Below are 16929 nucleotides of genomic sequence, written 5' to 3'. Positions count from 1 at the left end.
ATTAATTTAGGGATAGAGCACTAACGCTCGCACAGGGTCTAATCGAGTTAGCTGAGCCAGTAACTCAGACATTTGATGGTGCAGTTCAGTTTTGTCTGGCGTATTACGCTGCGTTTTACCTCGTAACAATTGCAACTGGCGGGCTTTAACTTCAAACAGCGAATGAGGTTCCCAATCCGCGAGGCGCATCTGTTCAGCACTACGGTCTAATTCACGAAGTAAATTCAGTGCCAAATCATGACGAGCAAATTGTTCAGCCACTCTTGCCATCACTAATTGCAGTAACCATTTTTGACGGGAAGTTTGGATATTCGGGCGTGACATTAGCCATGCTAATGCGGCTTCAACGCCTTCGGTGTCAGCTTGAGTTAACGCTTCTTGTTCTAACGCGAATATTGAGTCGTTATCATCGTCACTTGCGCCTTGAACAGGCATGTGATTGAGAGACTGAATATTCTCTTCCAGAATATGCTGTTTGATCCACGCTAAGGTGACTTCATCTGCGAAAGGTGTGCCATCTTCCCAAGCGAGATTTTCTAAACCCGGTAAGCGAAGTAAGAACTGCTTTAAATCAGAGGCAATCACTTCTGCCCAGCCATCCCATGGCGCAGAGGATTTACTCAATGCTTGGTGCAAGTACCATTGCACATCTAACCAAAAATGGTTAACCCCTTCTGCAAACAATCGATCTGCTTGTTCAGTGAGTTCGAGCCAATTTTGTTGCAGATATAAACGTTTTAGCTGGGCTTTGGCATCTGAGCGTGGTGGGGCTAATCGAGTACAACCTTGCTGATTTTGTGGGGGAGCTTGGTGTAGCGTATCCCAACGTACGGATTTCATCAGCCGATGACCCGATAACCAACCATTAGGCTGATTACGCAGATAATTGGCGAGCACTTTGGCTTGGTCAAGTAATTCTCGACCAGACTGAATAGGGGCGATAGGGCTGATACCGGTTGATGTTTGCTTCGTTGATATACTTTCTGTTGATTTAATATTTTGTGGAACAACACTATTCGCACCGCCAGATTGCGCAAGTCGATTTTCTAGTGCGCGTAGTAGTGGTGCAAGATTAGGGCGGTTTGCCTCATCCCATGCACTAAACTCATCCACAATCGAACTCAGTAGCGCCACAATACGTGCAAATTCGTTGCTATCAACTTCAGGATAAAGGGATAAACTGTCGATAACTCGCTGACCTGCCAACCATTCAATGGCTGATTTTCGGCTATTTGGGCGATTTGGTAGTAGGTCATCGTGGTAACGATGGAGTAATCCTGCCAGTAATCCTAATCCATCAGCTAAGCCCGTTTCACCTTCTCGATGTAAGCGCGCCCAAACATAGTAAGTGATCACGCGTGCGTCTTTACATACATGAGTTAAGAGATTTTCGGCGAGCGTACAGATTAACTCCGTATCTGAGCCTGATAACTTGTTGACTTCTTCTTTCATTCGTTCGAAGTCATCGTCATAGCTGGGGTCTTCCCCAACCGGATTTTCAGCCGTAATTGGCAATAGCCAGCGTTCCCATAACACGACTTGTTGTTCTACTAATTGATTAGCAGCAAGCGGGTTTCCGGTAAAACAGGCTGTGCGTAAGGCAGTTAATAAAGGCATAGGTGATGTCCTATTGGGTCTAATCCAAGAAGATTTTTTCAGGTAGCACAAAGTTGCGTAGTTTTAACAGCGCCAGTGGGCCTTGGCCCATTTCGGTGCGCAGCTGGTAATTGAGTGTATTGCCATCGGAGGTGGTCCACGACACGGTATAGCTACTGGTGCTTCCTGCATAAGGGGTAACTTGAGCCGCTTCAAGTAAGCGGATTAACCCCCAAACACCACGATGATCTCGATAGAGGCGGGTGCCGGTGGAGGTGGTCATCCAAGTCAATGAGGCGCCTGAAGCGATAGTGTCGGCAGGCCACACAAAACGTTGCCACTCAGGGAATTGGTTATCGTAAGTGAGATTTTGCTTATCGACCACCAGTACCGTCTGCATCACCTGTTTACTGGTTCCCGGGCGCATTTCGAAGTACAGGCGAGCCTCTCCATTGGCGAAGGCCACATCGCCTAGCTCACTCAAGGTATTCATCGCCTGAATAAACTCAGGGTTAAAGCGTAATCCTTGCGCATTAGCACTATTCGGTACCCAGTGATGACCTTCTTTGCGTAAAACCCCTTGCAGACGGGTTTCTAGGAAACGTTGAATACGTCCGTTATCAGGGCGAAGATACTGCGCCATCAGAGGCAAAGAAATATCACTTTGCGTGTCTTTCAAGGGGTAGCGGCCGCCAAAGGCGTTGTTCCATTCATTGACAATGGCATTTTGCCATTCGCTATTGATCCCCTGAGCGGTTGGGGTGAGCAATTGTTGCCACGCCTGCGTCATCGGCTCCACTAACAGTGCATCGCCAAAAGGTTGCCACTCTTGCCCAAAACTGGCGGCAATTAAACTGCCCATGTCACGCGTTTGGGCAAAATCGACATTTTTACCGTCTAAAATACTTTGGGCGAAGGTTTGGGACATGGCTTGCGGGTCGGGGGCATTGACCACTTGCTGAAGTTTTAAGCGCACACGAGTAATACGGGTTAAATAGGCTTGTAAACTCAGGTTATCGCCAGTTTGTGAGGCGGCTTGAGGGTCAACAAAGTTCAGGACAGGGCCAAAAGTGTCTTCCAATGGTCCCGTAAAATCGGCTTTTTGGCTAATCACGGGTTTTTGTTCTTTGTTGAGCAGTTCTTTCGCCGAGTTAACAAACGAGTCGGCCAGTTTTTCTGCCTGACGCCCGGTTTTCCCTTGGTAGGCGAGGGTATTTAGCAGTGCAATGACGGGGGACTGGCGCACATCGCTCATTAAGGATAATTGGTCGATAGTATCGGATAAGCTTTCAGTATGGCGCCATTGCAGGCTATTGAAGAAGTTTAACCAGCTATTAGCAAAGTCAGCAAAATAGCGTTCAGTAAGCTGCTGTTTGAGCGCATCAGGCGAAATATCTTGGCTAAGTTCATGCTGGCTATCACTCAATACCCAGTCAATTTCATGACGGCGCGATTCAACCACTTTTTTGATGGCGGGTTGGATCGATTCTTCCCACGCTTTGCGGGTAAAAATACCCGGTACAAACTCTTCTGTCGTCAATAAAAAGTGGGCATCGGTATCGCCCGTCATATCATCTAAGGTCATATCGGGGAACTGATGTTGCGCTTGTCGTAACACTTCTTGATACAGTGTGGCACTTTCGCTGCGTTGACCAATTTGCCGCGTGAGTAAGGTACGGCTTTGATTAATCAGGTTATTGTTGGCGTTTAATTGCCATTCAGGGTGCGTCGGTAGCTGTTGGGCATAGAACATGAGCAACTCTTTGCCGAGAGTGTGCCATTCGCCTTCGTTCATTCCTTGCGGGACAGGAAGGGCAGTCAGAACGCGATTGGTGAAAAAAGCAGGCTCCATACGCTCTGGCGTACTCATCATGAGGTAAGTTTTTAAATCTTGATACGCACTTTGGGTGGCTTGGCGGCGTTCATCACTATTTGGCGATAATTGTGCATAAGCTTGTAACCGTTGCTCAAGTTGCTGACGGAGATTATCTTGCAGAGGAGGGAGTACCGTTTGTTGATACAGCGGCCATAAATGGGCTAATAATGGCTGATTGCTATTCAAGCCAAAATGCAGCCAAACAGGGACGGAGCTCTGTTCGCGATGCGTTAACAGCCCCAGAGTTTGCTGAAAGTCGTATTGGGCTTGAAGGCGTTCCGTTTCCGGTAATTGGCGGTTAGCGGCGACACTCGCACTTTGGTAGCTGTCTTCGATGAGTTGGCGATTGGCGAAGTAAGAGACAATCATGCCTGCGCCCCACAAGGTCATGGCGGTGGCTGCGCCGTATTGAACGAGACGTTTTTTATCAAAGCCTAAAGCGGCCGGCTGTAAACCGGATGCCAGTTCAGATTGTACGTTTAACCAGCTTTGCCAGCGGGTATCGGGGTGCCAACTATTTGGCAAACGTTGCTGATTTAACGGATTGATAGGCGGGCTAAATGCGATGCCAGAAAAAGGCAGCGTACGTGATGGGGTATTGAGTGGGGCTAATGCGGTCGCGAGCTGTTGGCTGCCACCGTTTTGTAAAAATTGGGCTAAAGCAAGCAGATAGGTGTGTTTCTGTTCACGCAGTAACGCTTGGGTTCCGTTGATCACAAGTGCGGGGATCAGGCTTAATAAGCTAGGCGATAGCGCCTCGGCAGGCATATTTTGCTCAGTCATGCAGAGGATAGCGGGCGTTTCAACCGCGCTGAGGGAGGGTTGGTCACTGACACTCCATACCCAAACAGGCGCACGCCAGCCGAGTTCTTGGAAGAGGTTTTGGATTGCACGCCCTGCATTGTGGGCAGTGGCCGCATTCAGGTTGGTAAAGTGAATGTTGCTGTCTAAAAGCTGGGATGAAATGCTGTTTTCCGTCACCCAAATCACACCATCGAGCGGACGACGTCGGCGCAGGTGTTTGAGGGTTTCTAGTCGCTCTGAATCGATAGAACTCCCGATATCGCCACCGTAGATAAGCAGGGTGCCATCACATTCTTGCCAGATTTCTTGCGTCAGGCTTGGGGCAAGTTTTTCGACGGCGGAGTGGGAGCCGAGGAGGAGCTGAATAGAGACCTTGGAATGCCAGAAAGTGCCGTATTGGGATTTTAGTGTTGCTAATATGGGGGATAAATTTTGGTTATTAAGGATGGATTTTTTATCTTCATCTGGGTAAGTGCCCGTGTCTTTATTTTCCTCACGGTGATCAGCTATTTTTTTGTGATGGAGCCCCCATCGAACGACGCTATAAATAATACTAGAAGAAATAATAATACCGATCGCAATGTACTTTTTGAATCCTGTTTCTAGGTAAAAATGTTCACCATAAAACCACACACTCAGGCATAGTAAGACGACAAAAATGAAGAAAGAAAATGTCTTCACTACGGGTTTATTCAATTTTATATTCATATTGATGGACTCGAAGTAATAGTTCCAATAAACATTGATTGGTTATCTTGAGAAAGTGTTAAAGCTGAGTTTTTGGTTTGAGAAACATAGTCAATGGCGATGGCTAAATTTAACCAACTTGAAAATTCGCCTACTGGACCAATAAAAAACTCTAAGTTAAGTAATTTATTGGGTTCTATTTTAGGGAGCGCCTCAGAGGCGCCGAAAAGCGCGCCGATTAAATCGTTTTGGCATTTATTGTCAGAAAAACAAAGAAACGTATTTTTTGATTCAGTCTGTATTTCGGTAAATAAACGGATGGCATGCTGTTTATCTTCATCGATTGTGATTGGCATCGGTCTTTTTACATTCGCAATTGTATTTAGTTGATATGCTAGAGCGACTTCATCGGAAGTAAAAATAAAAGCTGCAAAAGCGGCAGATTGATTTTGGTTATAAGCCTGCTCAATGAGTATAAGTTGTATTAGGTCTTCATTCTTTCTAACAGTATCTTCGATGTAGTTGTAATCTAGTTCATGAGTGAAATTTACATTGTGTGGTGGTGGATTATGAAATAATTTTTCCCATGAATACTCAAACTCTTTTCTTGATGTGGTGAGGTTTTGATTCGTTAAATAGTGAACAGAAAAAGGGCGTTTGGTACTAACTTCAATAAGTTTATCTTGAAGTGCCCTTAATAAAATAAAACACGGAGATTTATCTTCAGGTAAATAATCAATTCTCTTTGGTAGTTGGTAGCTTGCGATATGTGAACTCTGATGTTTTAAAATATAGGGTAATGTGATTTTATCAGGAAGCAATATAACGGAGTCTAATATGCTAATTGCTCTTGAACCCCATTCCTCCCATTTTTTATCAGCGTATTTTTTTTCATTTTCTAAGAATTCGTAATTATTTTTTGATTTAAAATAAAAAATGAGTTTGATAAAGAATATACTTAAAACAGTAATGAGCGGGGCTGTAGCCACAAAAACTGTGATAATCCTTCCTTTATCTGAATTAAAAGCATCTTTTTGAGAATTAAAATAGAGTGAATAAAATAGAAAAAATAATGTTAATCCTAACGCTATAATCCATTTAACGTAAGGTGGTTTTTGAGGCTTAGGTACTTGTAGCGATGCTTTTTTATTCCAAGACATAATTATCCTAAATTAAAGTCAGTAATACTGGCAATGAGATAACAACCACATTCAGTTTTGCTTCCATCCACGGCAACAGGAATACCTTTACATGTAAGCTCTGTAGCGCCTTCAATAATGGCATTAGTGCCATGACCTTTTTTGGGGCAACTGACTAAGTCGCCTATTTTAGCGGCTCTTTTTCCGTTAATAATAATATCGGAAGTTGCAGTAATAACGGTGCCACCATGACTGGTTTTATCACCCAGTAAAATAATGTTTTTAGTCATAAGAGTTTAAATAGTAATAGGTAGGTCGTGATATTAAGAGAATATTAATTTAGTATTTCAATATTGTTCAGTGACTGGTTAACCAGTTGCTGTTTTTGGTTTTCTTGCTCAGGTGTGAGTTGTTGATCACAACCGGTTAATAGCCCAAGCCCCGCGAGTAAAATAGTGCAGTGTGTTTTATTTAATAATGACATGGTTATTGCGTCACTGGTTGGACTGGGGTTGGGGACTGCACGGCACAGCGGAAGCCAAGTGTAGGAATATTTCCATTTTTTAATGGTATGGGAAGGCGATTCATGGTTAGGTTTTTTAAATAAAAAGAGCCATCAGCCCCTCGAATAACTTTTTCCTCACCTTGTTCTGGCCCTTGGGGGTTTTTTTCTGGAGAATGCTCATAATAATCGGCAGCATACCAGTCATTCACCCAGTCAAACCCCCCCCCATCATATCGTAAAGGCCTAAAGGCGTGGGTGGGTAAACCCCTACAGGGGCAAAATCAGTGGCGAATAACTGCTCTCCCCCTTCACTGCCATCATTATAGGTACCATCTTTTGAGGCAAATAAAATAAATTGGCCCCGATTACGGGCCGCATATTCCCACTGGGCTTCAGTGGGCAAATCGAATGGCAGCCCCGTTTGTTGGCCTAACCAAAGGCAATAATCTTTAGCGTCTTGCCAATCCACGGAAGCTGGGTAGTTGTCTTGGGTGGAGACTTGCCAATCTTTTATTTCTTTTTGTGTGCTTAGATCAAGGTAGCGGTCAGTCAGTGGCTGGGAGGTTAATTTACGCCATAAATTAAATTGCCCCCACGTTACGCGGTATTTGGATAAACTAAAGCTGTCTAAGGTGACATTATGGACAAATTTATTATCTTTACCTAACGAATAGGGCAGAGTGGATTTGCCATCATGACCGCTGCCAAAGTCCCCCATTAAAAAGGTGCCTCCCTCGATAAACACCATATTATGTAGCGAATCATTAATTAGTTGCTGTTTTTGGTTTTCTTGCTCAGGCGTGAGTTGTTGATCGCAGCCAGTTAATAGCCCAAGCCCCGTTAGCCAAATAGTGCAGTGTATTTTATTTAATAATCGCATGGTTATTGCGCCACTGGTTGGACTGGGGTAGGGGACTGCACAGCACAACGGAAATTTAGGGTTGGAATGTTTTTATTTGTTAAAGGAAAAGAGAGCCGATTGATGGTCAAGGTTTTTAGATAAAAAGATCCACTAGCTCCTCGAACGACTTTTTCTTTTCCCAGTTCAGGTCCTTGGGGGTTTTTATTTGGGGAATGCTCATAATAATCGGCGGCATACCAATCATTCATCCAATCAACCCCCCCCCCCATCATATCGTAAAGGCCTAAAGGCGTGGGTGGGTAAACCCCTACAGGGGCAAAATCAGTGGCGAATAACTGCTCTCCCCCTTCACTGCCATCATTATAGGTACCATCTTTTGAGGCAAATAAAATAAATTGGCCCCGATTACGGGCCGCATATTCCCACTGGGCTTCAGTGGGCAAATCGAATGGCAGCCCCGTTTGTTGGCCTAACCAAAGGCAATAATCTTTAGCGTCTTGCCAATCCACAGACGCTGGGTAATTATCTTGGGTGGAGGCTTGCCAGCTTTTCATAATATCGCGAGATTTTAAATCGTTATATCGATCGGTTAACGGAAGCCCTGTTAATGCTCGCCATAAATTAAATTGCCCCCACGTTACGCGGTATTTGGATAAACTAAAACTGTCTAAGGTGACATCGTGAACAAATTTATTGTCTTTACCTAAAGAATAGGGCAGGGTGGATTTACCATCATGACCACTGCCAAAGTCCCCCATTAAAAAGGTGCCCCCTTCGATAAACACCATATTGTTTAGCGAATCATTAACCAGTTGCTGTTTTTGGCTTTCTTGCTCAGGTGTGAGTTGTTGATCACAACCTGTCACCACTAGTAGTAACGGGATAAACGCTATCGTTCTGCTATGGAATATCATTTTGCATCTCTGGGTCATCTGCACACATTAAAGGTTTTCAACGCAGCGAAAGCCATTACCAAATTCAGTATCAGGGGTATCTTTTCCTCGGGTGATAGTCAATGTGCCATCAACACTGCCACGATAACCGCGGAAGACTTTCATTGTTCCACTTTCCGGTCCTGGCGGATTATCTTCGGGGGAATGTTGATAATAATCTTCACTATACCAATCGTTGATCCAATCTGTTCCATTGCCCATCATGTCATACAGCCCGATAGGGTTTGGGGCAAAACTGCCAATAGGGGAGTATCCATCCGTAAAGTTTCGTTTAGGATCCCCATCATGATATAACTTATTATCACTGTTACCGAAAATTAAAAATTGCCCACCGCTGCGAGCAGCATACTCCCACTGCGCCTCCGTCGGTAAATCGGTTTTTTTACTATTATTATTCCCTAACCATTGACAATAATCTTTAGCATCTTGCCATGATACTTTTGCGGGATAATCATCCCCAAGTGAATCCCAATTGACAACTTCACTATTTTTTCTTTTTGTGTACAACGCAAGTGGTTTTCTCCCTTGCAAATCGAGCCAGCGATTAAACTCCCCCCAAGTCACGCGGTATTTGGCCATTTTAAAATCAGGCAAGGAAACCCAGTGCAGCGGCCGAGTAGACGAGTCAAAACTATACGGCAGCTTATCTTCCACTAGTGGTCCAAAATCCCCCATCTGAAAACGCCCCCCAGGAATGGAGACCATATTATCCATCGAGGCTTGACGTAATTGCGCGGCTTCGCGCTCTTTTTGCCTATTATCACACCCAGAGAGTAGTACTATCAGTAAGAGCGCACTGAGAGGCCATGGTATTGTCATTATCGTAGCTCCTTATCATCCACAAACACGCGCGTACAACTGTCTACATAAATAAATTCAACTTGCTTTAATGGCGCTTGCTGATTTACATCTGTATTTTGTAGAACCTCAAAGCAATCGGGGAGTTGTTGATACAGTGCCGCCAAATTTTTTCGATAGTGGCTTGGCTCTATCCGAATGTCCGGTATTTTCCCCAGCATAACTGGAGCGGGGCCAAACAATTGGGGTTTTATCGCCGAAATGGGCTTTTCTCCATCCGCTAAAAATGCAGCCACCTGAGCTTCATTGGCTCGCCAATCCCCTTTTTTCCCAAGATTCATTGATAAGTACTGCATAATATTTTCGTAATCTCGTTTGGATTGTGCCCAACTTAAAATTAACAAAATTGCTCGTTTACGTGAAGCGAATCGCACACCCCCTTCACATGCCGTACCTTTATGACTGGCAGGGCTGATTTCATCCCAAAAGTTCCCAGTCATCAGCGAGGCTATCGCTGCCCCTTTACTTTCCGGCGGTGCAAACTTTAAACACTCTCCTCCAGTACTGTTTACGTTTTCCATTAACTTGACACGGACTTCTTTGTCATCCCATGAATCATTTAATCGCTCGATTAATTTGGTAATATCCTTATATTTATCTAAAAATACCTTAATATCTTTAACGATCCCCATTGAATCCAGAAGGGTTAACATGCAAAAGATTTGAAAGTCCTTATTCGTTACTATCTTCGATAATTTGATGTAATCGACATTACGTAACATGTAACCAAAGGCGGGCAAAAAATCTTTAAAGATAGCTTCCCCATTAATGTCAAATGCCAGCGTACCTTTACCCCCAACCCCTTTACACAGTCCTCCAGAGACCAAACAGCGAACTCCTCCATCCGTATACGTGAATTGTATGGCACCACTAAGCCCGATCCCAACCTGAGCTGAAACACCTGCACTGATTTTACCTAAAACAGCAAACCCATCATCGGCTTGAGTTGAGCCATTTTCCGATTTATGTGGGGTATTCCATTTTAATGACCCGGTGGCATTGACGCTGGCTTGCGCGCCCGCAAATACCCCTAACTCACCTGTTGCTTTAGGTTCAATAGGGCGTTGGCTCACATCGAGTTTGCGTTGGCTTGGGTCAGTTTGCGAAACCGTTTTTGCAGGTGTTCCTGAGATAGTATTACCTTGGAAGCTTGCACCACCTTCCACCGCAAGGCTTACTCCAATATTACCGGATAAGGTAATATCAATATCGAGGCGAATGGTCCCTAAAACCGCCATACCACCCCCGGGAATTTTTGCGGCATCTAAGGGGTACATCAGGGTGATCCCTTGATCATAGGGGAGTTTGAGTTTGAGGGTACTTTTGGATTCAGCCAAGGCTAACCCTGCATAGGCACTGAACTTCCCATCTGCTGACGGTAATGAGCCTTCTTTGCGTTTTCCCGTACGCAAGTCCACCTCAAATGGGCTGACACTAGCCTTAAAGCCCGCACCATAACCCCAACGCATCAGTTGGGACTGGGAATTAAATTCAAAGTTATCGCCTTTGTAAGGGGAGGTTTTAAGTTTTTCATTCAAATCTTCTGCCCATTTGCCAAGAGTACCCGCTTTGTCTTCTATCAATTTTTTTTGATATACTGACAAGCTAACTTTTCCTGAGGTTAATTGGGATACTAGTTTTTCTTTATCAATAATTTGTCGCTGATGCTTTTTACCATTTTCGTCAGTATATTCTAATGTTGTAATAAAACTTTTAGAGCCGGATGCTTTTTCTTTTTCCGATAAAGAATGGCGAGAAGTAGTGTTTTTAAGTTTATCTGAGCGTACGTAAGTGTATGCGTATCCCTTTTTACCCCCCGTGATTTCAATCAGTTCCATTAACCCAATAGCACTTCCTTTGCTTTTATCATCCAAAAGTTTAGCTTTAGGTAGTTCCTCTATTGGTGAAAGGGCTTTCATTTCAGCTTTGAGGTTATCAACAGCAGTATCAAAGCAACTTTCCTCTTCGCGTAATTCGGCTAATAGCCGCTCTTTTTCTACTAGTCTTTTCGTATCATAGGGCTTAATAGCTGCTAACTTTCGATTAAGTTCCTCTATGCGTAGTTCAGCATCGACACGGTGTGCTAATAGGTTATTCATTAATCCATTATCTTGCTCAATAGCAAGGGCTTCTTCGGCTGTAGGAAATAGAAAAGTTTCGCTATCGGGGTGAAAATAGAGACGAGGAGGGGCAGCACAGGTTACTTCTTCATTAGTAGAGCAGGGTTTTGTTTTAGATTGATGATTATTCTTAATATTTTCTGACATAAAATATACCGTAAGATTTAGTATTGAATGTTAGTTTGAATCTGTGTTGGGTTCTTCATTATCCCGCACTATTTTCATGTCGATTTTTTGTGGTGTAGCCGTAAATATTTCAAGCGTTCTACCGTCTTTATCTGAGATGGCTTCATAGGTGTCTCCGTCATCAGTGGTGAGTGTGTATTTGGTAAAGGGTAAAACTTCCTGACTGATTTCATCTTTGATAATAAATTGTTCGCTGAAGCCTTTTGGAATTTCAGGTGCTGGAGAGTTGAAGTTAGTCGCCCCCATTTTCTGAACATTGGTCGTTTTAAGTAATACATTGCTTGGTGTGCCAATTTCAATGTTACCATCTGCAATCTTGATATAACCACCACCACAATTAAGGACAATTTCTTTTTTTGCGGTAATATTCAGTGCTCCATCAATCGTTCTAATATCAAGATCTTTTTTAGATAAAATTGACATTGCATCATTTTGAGACTGTATTTTTATATCACCATATTTGGCTATTGCATTAATGCCTGAACTTTGAGCGTAAATGCTGACATCGTTCTTGGCATTGAATGTGATTGAGCTATTTGCAGATATATTTGCCGATTGATTAGCGGTTATGGCAATACTTTCATGACCTGAAGCTAGATGTATCGCTTTAGGTGAAAATACGCCTATTCCTGCGGGGGCATGAACAAGTACACCGGGAGCTTGTAGGTTATTTAAACTATTCTTGAGTGTATCTTGGGATGCTATATCGGCTGGAATAGAACCGCTAATTTCAGCTGACTTTGATAAACTTTTGGCTATTGCGAGAGCTTGCTCTAGTTGCTGTATTGCCTCTTCCATCGCCAACACATCCCCACCGGCTTTATCCTGCTTATCGGTGGTAATAAACAACCCTTTACCCGCACGGATCGCGCCCCAGCTGTCGGTGCGCAGCTCAAAACCATCACCACGCTGTTCGCGCTCGGCATTCACCAAATGCCCCAGGTTTAACTGGGTTTTTCCGCCATATTCGGTGCTGAGCTTAATATGCTCTTGCCCGCGTTTATCTTCCATGCGCAGTTTGTTATTCGCAGGCGTGCGGATCACATTGCGGGTGTTATTTTTATCCGTCACGTGGTCGGGGTGGCGGGAGTCATGCAGTGCATGAGCAATGTAAGGGCGGTCTGGGTCGCCCTCATGGAAGGCGATGGCGACTTCAGTCCCTTGAATCAGCGGGAAATGCATCCCATACGTATCGCCGGCGTAAGGTTTCGCCAAGCGCACAGGCATACTTTCATAGCCCTTGGTTTTATCATCACGGTCTGCATCGAATTTCACCCAATAAAAGCCGTGTTCATTTTGGTGGGCATAAATATCGTGGTCTTTTGCGCTGGTGACGCGTGCCATTAATGTTCCGGCAATCACAGGGCGCGGTTTTAGAGTAGGGCGCCAACACAGTGCTTCGGTGTAAGGCACCGCGTCAAAGCGAACAGTTAGCGCTTTATCTCGGCTGGCGGTAAAGCGTAGGCGAGTAATTAGAATTGGCGATTTGAATACGCTGGGTAACGTCGAACTGAGCGGGTTATCTTGAATACTTAGCACTAATAATGGCGTCAGGTCTGCTGCGCTACTTTCTCCGCGTAGTAAAGTCTGACGAGCTAAAAAGCGCTCGTGGTCGAGTCTTGCCCAGAAGTTAGCGGTTTCAGTTTCAGGGCGAATTTTATCTCCACGGGTGAGGTGGCGGCCTTTATAGTGATAAACATCGCCGTAATTGGTTTTCTCCCCATCACCGCGGGTCATATCGGCAACGGCGGAGATTAACGTATCTTCTGCCAGTCGGTGGTTATAGTCTTTGGCAAAAACAGTGCTTTCAACCACTTGATGACGTAACGATAACCCCCAAACACTGTCGGCATGGTTATCGTTCAGCCCTGAGGGACTATTTAATGGCAGCGTTTTGTCATACACATAACCGCGTTGGCTGTCAGTAAAATGCAGGACTTCTGTTTGTGTTTCATCTTGTAAACTAAAGCGATAAAAAATCCCCACTTCACTCAATAAACGCTCAATAAATTGGCGGTCGCTTTCATTAATTTGGTTGATTTGTTCGCGTTTTGGGTAGGCTTTTTCGAGATGAAATTCGAACTCCCAGCCTTTGAAATTGTGTTCGCGTAAGATTTGCTCAACCACATCCGGTATGGATTGGTTAATAAAAAAACGATGGCTGCGAATTTGATGGCGCAGTAGCGCGAAAAAAGGCTCGATAACTAACTGGTAGCGCGCTTCATCGGCAGAGCCTGAGAGACGACGGAAATCGGTCACTACCCCATGAACGCGCTTGGCAACAGTCGGTTGAGTGGCGAGTCCCATTACGTTATTTATTGGTGCCGAAAAGGTCAGGCTGGCATTACGGCGTAATAATTGTTGAGCAGAAAGGTCTTGGGCGGAACAGGTAAATGTAATTTGGTAGCGATAGGGTTCGCTAGCGGCTTCACGCCCCGTAAAATGTTCAACGTCCAGTAAATCTGAGCAGCCTTGGACTTCTAGGCGATAGCGGTTTTGGCCTTGAAGTAAGTTTTTGGCTGTATCGAGTAGGCTCATGGATTTATCTCCTCAATATCACTGAAACTCAGGGTGATCCCGTCTTCTTCGCTATAACCCAAAGTCAGGCTTTGCGCTTGCTGGTGGTTAGCTTGGCGCATGAGTAATTGTTGGCTAAGTACCGGTAAAATTTGTTGGTTAAGCAGGCTATCAATGTTGCGGGCGCCAGTATCCGGCAATAAACAGGCGCTCACGAGGGTGTCGTACAGCGCTTCATCGACAATCCCTTCGAGTTTGTAATGGGTGTAGAGACGCTTAATCACGCTGCCCAGTTTCATTTCAACAATTTGGCGCAGTGCGACAGGGCCTAATGGGCGATAAATCAGAGTTTGGAAACGCGCTAATAATGCAGGTTGGAAGTGGTCGCGCAAGGTTGGGCGCAGCAATTCTTGCAGTTCGCCGTCGGTAGACTCAGGGAACGCTTCGAGTTGTTGCATCAGCAAGTAACTGCCCAAGTTTGCTGTCATTAAAATCACGGTATTGCGAAAATCGATTTCACGGCCTTCGCCATCGCGCATAAAACCACGGTCAAACACTTGATAAAACAGGTTGAGCACATCGCGGTGCGCTTTTTCCACTTCATCAAGTAACACGACGCTGTAAGGGCGCTTGCGAACGGCTTCCGTTAAAATACCGCCTTGACCATAACCTACATAGCCTGGAGGAGAGCCTTTTAATTGGCTGACGGTGTGGGCTTCTTGATACTCGGACATGTTGATGGTAATTAAGGATTTTTCGCCACCAAACAGGACATCTGCCAAGGCCAAAGCCGTTTCCGTTTTCCCTACGCCACTTGGGCCAACCAGTAAAAATACCCCTTGCGGGCCATTTTCTGAGGCGAGACCCGTGCGAGCGGCGCGCAGTCGTTGCCCAAGCCCCATCAATGGGCTTTCTTGACCCACGACACGTTTGCCAAGCGAATCTTCTAACTCTAGCAGCTCGGTTTGTTCGTCTTTTAATAGGCTGGATAATGGCACGCCTGTCCAATCTGCGATGACGGTGGCAACGGTTCTGATATCCACATCAGGGGTGATCAGTGGTTCGCTTTGCTGCACTTGTTCTAATTGGGTTTGAATGTCACTCACATCTTGGGATTGACGGCGCTGTTCTAAGAGTTCGCTGATAAGGTTTTTTTCTTGCTCAAAACGCTGTTCTAACTCAGCCAGTTGTATCGCTATTTGCGCATCTTGAGTGACTAATTCGTTTAGAAGGGATTGATTGGTGGTGTTGCCAATCGCCAAGTCATCAAGAATGGCTTGCTGCTCAAGTTCTAAGGCATTGCGCTTGGCTTTTAAACGGGTTAGTTCTTCAGGGAGCGTGTCGAGGCTCATGCGGATACGGGCGCTGGCGGTATCGAGTAAATCCACGGCTTTATCGGGGAGTTGACGACCCGTTAAGTAACGGCGAGACAAAGTCACCGCTACTTTCACTGCATCATCTGTGATATGAACACCGTGGTATTTGGCATAGCGTGGTTTTAGCCCCCGCAGCATTAAACAGGCTTTTTCGTCGTCTGGCTCATCGACTTTGACCACTTGGAAGCGGCGCTCTAAGGCGGCATCGCGTTCAAAATATTGTTTGTATTCAGACCATGTTGTCGCTGCAATGGTTCTCAATTCACCGCGAGCTAGCGCGGGTTTGAGTAAGTTCGCCGCATCGGCGCCACCGGCTTGGTTGCCTGCGCCAATGATGGTATGGGCTTCATCGATAAACAGTAAAATCGGGGTAGGGGATTGTTGTACGGCCTCAATCACGTTTTTTAGGCGCTGCTCAAATTCGCCTTTAACGCCAGCGCCCGCTTGCAGTAGCCCCAAATCTAAAGTGCGCAAGGCGGTGGTTTGCAGGCTAACGGGCACATTCCCTTCGACAATGCGTAAGGCCAAGCCTTCCACCAAGGCTGTTTTCCCGACACCCGGCTCGCCGACGAGAATTGGGTTGTTTTTACGACGGCGAGAAAGAATATCCACCATTTGGCGAATTTCGTCATCACGTCCAAAGACAGGGTCAATCGCGCCTTCGCGTGCTTTTTCAGTGACATCGACGGTGAATTTATTCAGTACGGCCAGTAGTGCTTCGTTCAGTGTATTGCCAATCACATTTGAGCTTTTCGCCGTTTCTACATGGTTAGCGTCAGATGGCGTTTCATGGGATAAGGATTGATTATGTGTGGCGAGTTGTTGTATTTCAGGGCGCTCATCGGATTGGGCATCAAGCATCGGTCTTAAGCGTTGAAGTTGGGTGGTACTTAATGTCATTAATGGCCACAAATTATCATTGGGCACCAGTGACGGTTGCTGAGCCATGGCAGATAATAAATGCACGCTGCGAATATGTTCGATATCTTCATCCAATGATGCAATCACCCAAGCTTGTTGAATGAGATTCAGCAGCGGTTTTGATAAAGACGGGCGCGTATGAATGGAGCGTGGTAAGTTGTCGATATCTGTCAGTAAACTTTGCCAAAGGGCTGACATATCCCATTCATAGCGGCGAGCTAACACCGTGATATCGCTTTCCCCCATTTCCAATAATTTGAGCAACCAATGTTCAATGGTAATTTCCGCATGCGCTCGTGTTTGGCAAAGTGAAGCCGCCGCTTCTAATGCGTTGGCACAGTAAGGGTTTAGGCGGCGTAATAGCATCACGGATGAATTGTCCATATTCTTTCTCTCGTATTGGGGTAAAAATATATTGGGGTGAAAACGGTTAGAGACAGCAAGAAATGCTACCGCCCCTAACCGTTAACCGAGGTTCATTAGGTATCAAGATAAATTGTGTGTTGTGTGTCATCGGTGTACGAATACG

At 45.2% G+C, this 16929-nt stretch carries 12 protein-coding genes; all 12 read right to left on the bottom strand.

The features are described from left to right. Positions 1–6: 6 nt before the first annotated feature. The 12 genes from tssA to tssH are packed head-to-tail and all read right to left on the bottom strand — an operon-like array spanning position 7 to position 16784. Complete coding sequence (tssA, locus tag ABE954_RS14605; protein WP_166696817.1) at positions 7–1617, bottom strand: type VI secretion system protein TssA; 1611 nt, start codon at positions 1615–1617, stop codon at positions 7–9. 19 nt (positions 1618–1636) lie between these two features. Next, positions 1637–4984 carry an ImcF-related family protein gene (locus tag ABE954_RS14600; RefSeq protein WP_371025527.1) on the bottom strand — a complete coding sequence of 1116 codons (3348 nt, stop codon included), beginning with the start codon at positions 4982–4984 and terminating at the stop codon, positions 1637–1639. After that, the gene (locus tag ABE954_RS14595) at positions 4981–6123 is read right to left on the bottom strand and encodes a hypothetical protein (protein ID WP_166696815.1); all 1143 of its coding nucleotides are present in this window, start codon (positions 6121–6123) and stop codon (positions 4981–4983) included. The genes ABE954_RS14600 and ABE954_RS14595 overlap by 4 nt, the downstream gene beginning before the upstream one ends. A gap of 2 nt (positions 6124–6125) precedes the next feature. After that, positions 6126–6392, bottom strand: coding sequence for a PAAR domain-containing protein (locus ABE954_RS14590; protein ID WP_166696814.1), 267 nt, complete (start codon positions 6390–6392; stop codon positions 6126–6128). Between the two features lie 44 nt (positions 6393–6436). Beyond that, positions 6437–6586 carry a hypothetical protein gene (locus ABE954_RS14585; RefSeq protein ID WP_166696813.1) on the bottom strand — a complete coding sequence of 50 codons (150 nt, stop codon included), beginning with the start codon at positions 6584–6586 and terminating at the stop codon, positions 6437–6439. 2 nt (positions 6587–6588) lie between these two features. Next, the gene (locus ABE954_RS14580; protein ID WP_166696812.1) at positions 6589–6816 is read right to left on the bottom strand and encodes a formylglycine-generating enzyme family protein; all 228 of its coding nucleotides are present in this window, start codon (positions 6814–6816) and stop codon (positions 6589–6591) included. After that, positions 6813–7487 carry an SUMF1/EgtB/PvdO family nonheme iron enzyme gene (locus ABE954_RS14575; RefSeq protein WP_166696811.1) on the bottom strand — a complete coding sequence of 225 codons (675 nt, stop codon included), beginning with the start codon at positions 7485–7487 and terminating at the stop codon, positions 6813–6815. The genes ABE954_RS14580 and ABE954_RS14575 overlap by 4 nt, the downstream gene beginning before the upstream one ends. 2 nt (positions 7488–7489) lie before the next feature. Beyond that, the gene (locus tag ABE954_RS14570; RefSeq protein WP_371025526.1) at positions 7490–8383 is read right to left on the bottom strand and encodes a formylglycine-generating enzyme family protein; all 894 of its coding nucleotides are present in this window, start codon (positions 8381–8383) and stop codon (positions 7490–7492) included. A gap of 27 nt (positions 8384–8410) precedes the next feature. Then, entirely contained in the window at positions 8411–9241 is an 831-nt protein-coding gene (locus ABE954_RS14565) for an SUMF1/EgtB/PvdO family nonheme iron enzyme (protein ID WP_166696810.1), read from the bottom strand. Continuing rightward, positions 9241–11547: a hypothetical protein gene (locus ABE954_RS14560; RefSeq protein WP_166696809.1), complete on the bottom strand. Its 2307-nt coding sequence runs from the start codon at positions 11545–11547 to the stop codon at positions 9241–9243. Before ABE954_RS14560 ends, ABE954_RS14565 begins: the two co-directional genes overlap by 1 nt. A gap of 30 nt (positions 11548–11577) precedes the next feature. Beyond that, positions 11578–14124 (bottom strand): type VI secretion system Vgr family protein, encoded by a 2547-nt coding sequence (locus tag ABE954_RS14555; RefSeq protein WP_371025525.1) that lies wholly within the window; start codon positions 14122–14124, stop codon positions 11578–11580. Next, positions 14121–16784: a type VI secretion system ATPase TssH gene (tssH, locus tag ABE954_RS14550; protein ID WP_371025524.1), complete on the bottom strand. Its 2664-nt coding sequence runs from the start codon at positions 16782–16784 to the stop codon at positions 14121–14123. Before tssH ends, ABE954_RS14555 begins: the two co-directional genes overlap by 4 nt. Positions 16785–16929 lie beyond the last annotated feature (145 nt).

The organism is Providencia sp. TYF-12 (assembly GCF_041344805.1).
Lineage (GTDB): Bacteria > Pseudomonadota > Gammaproteobacteria > Enterobacterales > Enterobacteriaceae > Providencia > Providencia huashanensis.
This window is presented reverse-complemented; position numbering and strand designations above follow the sequence as displayed.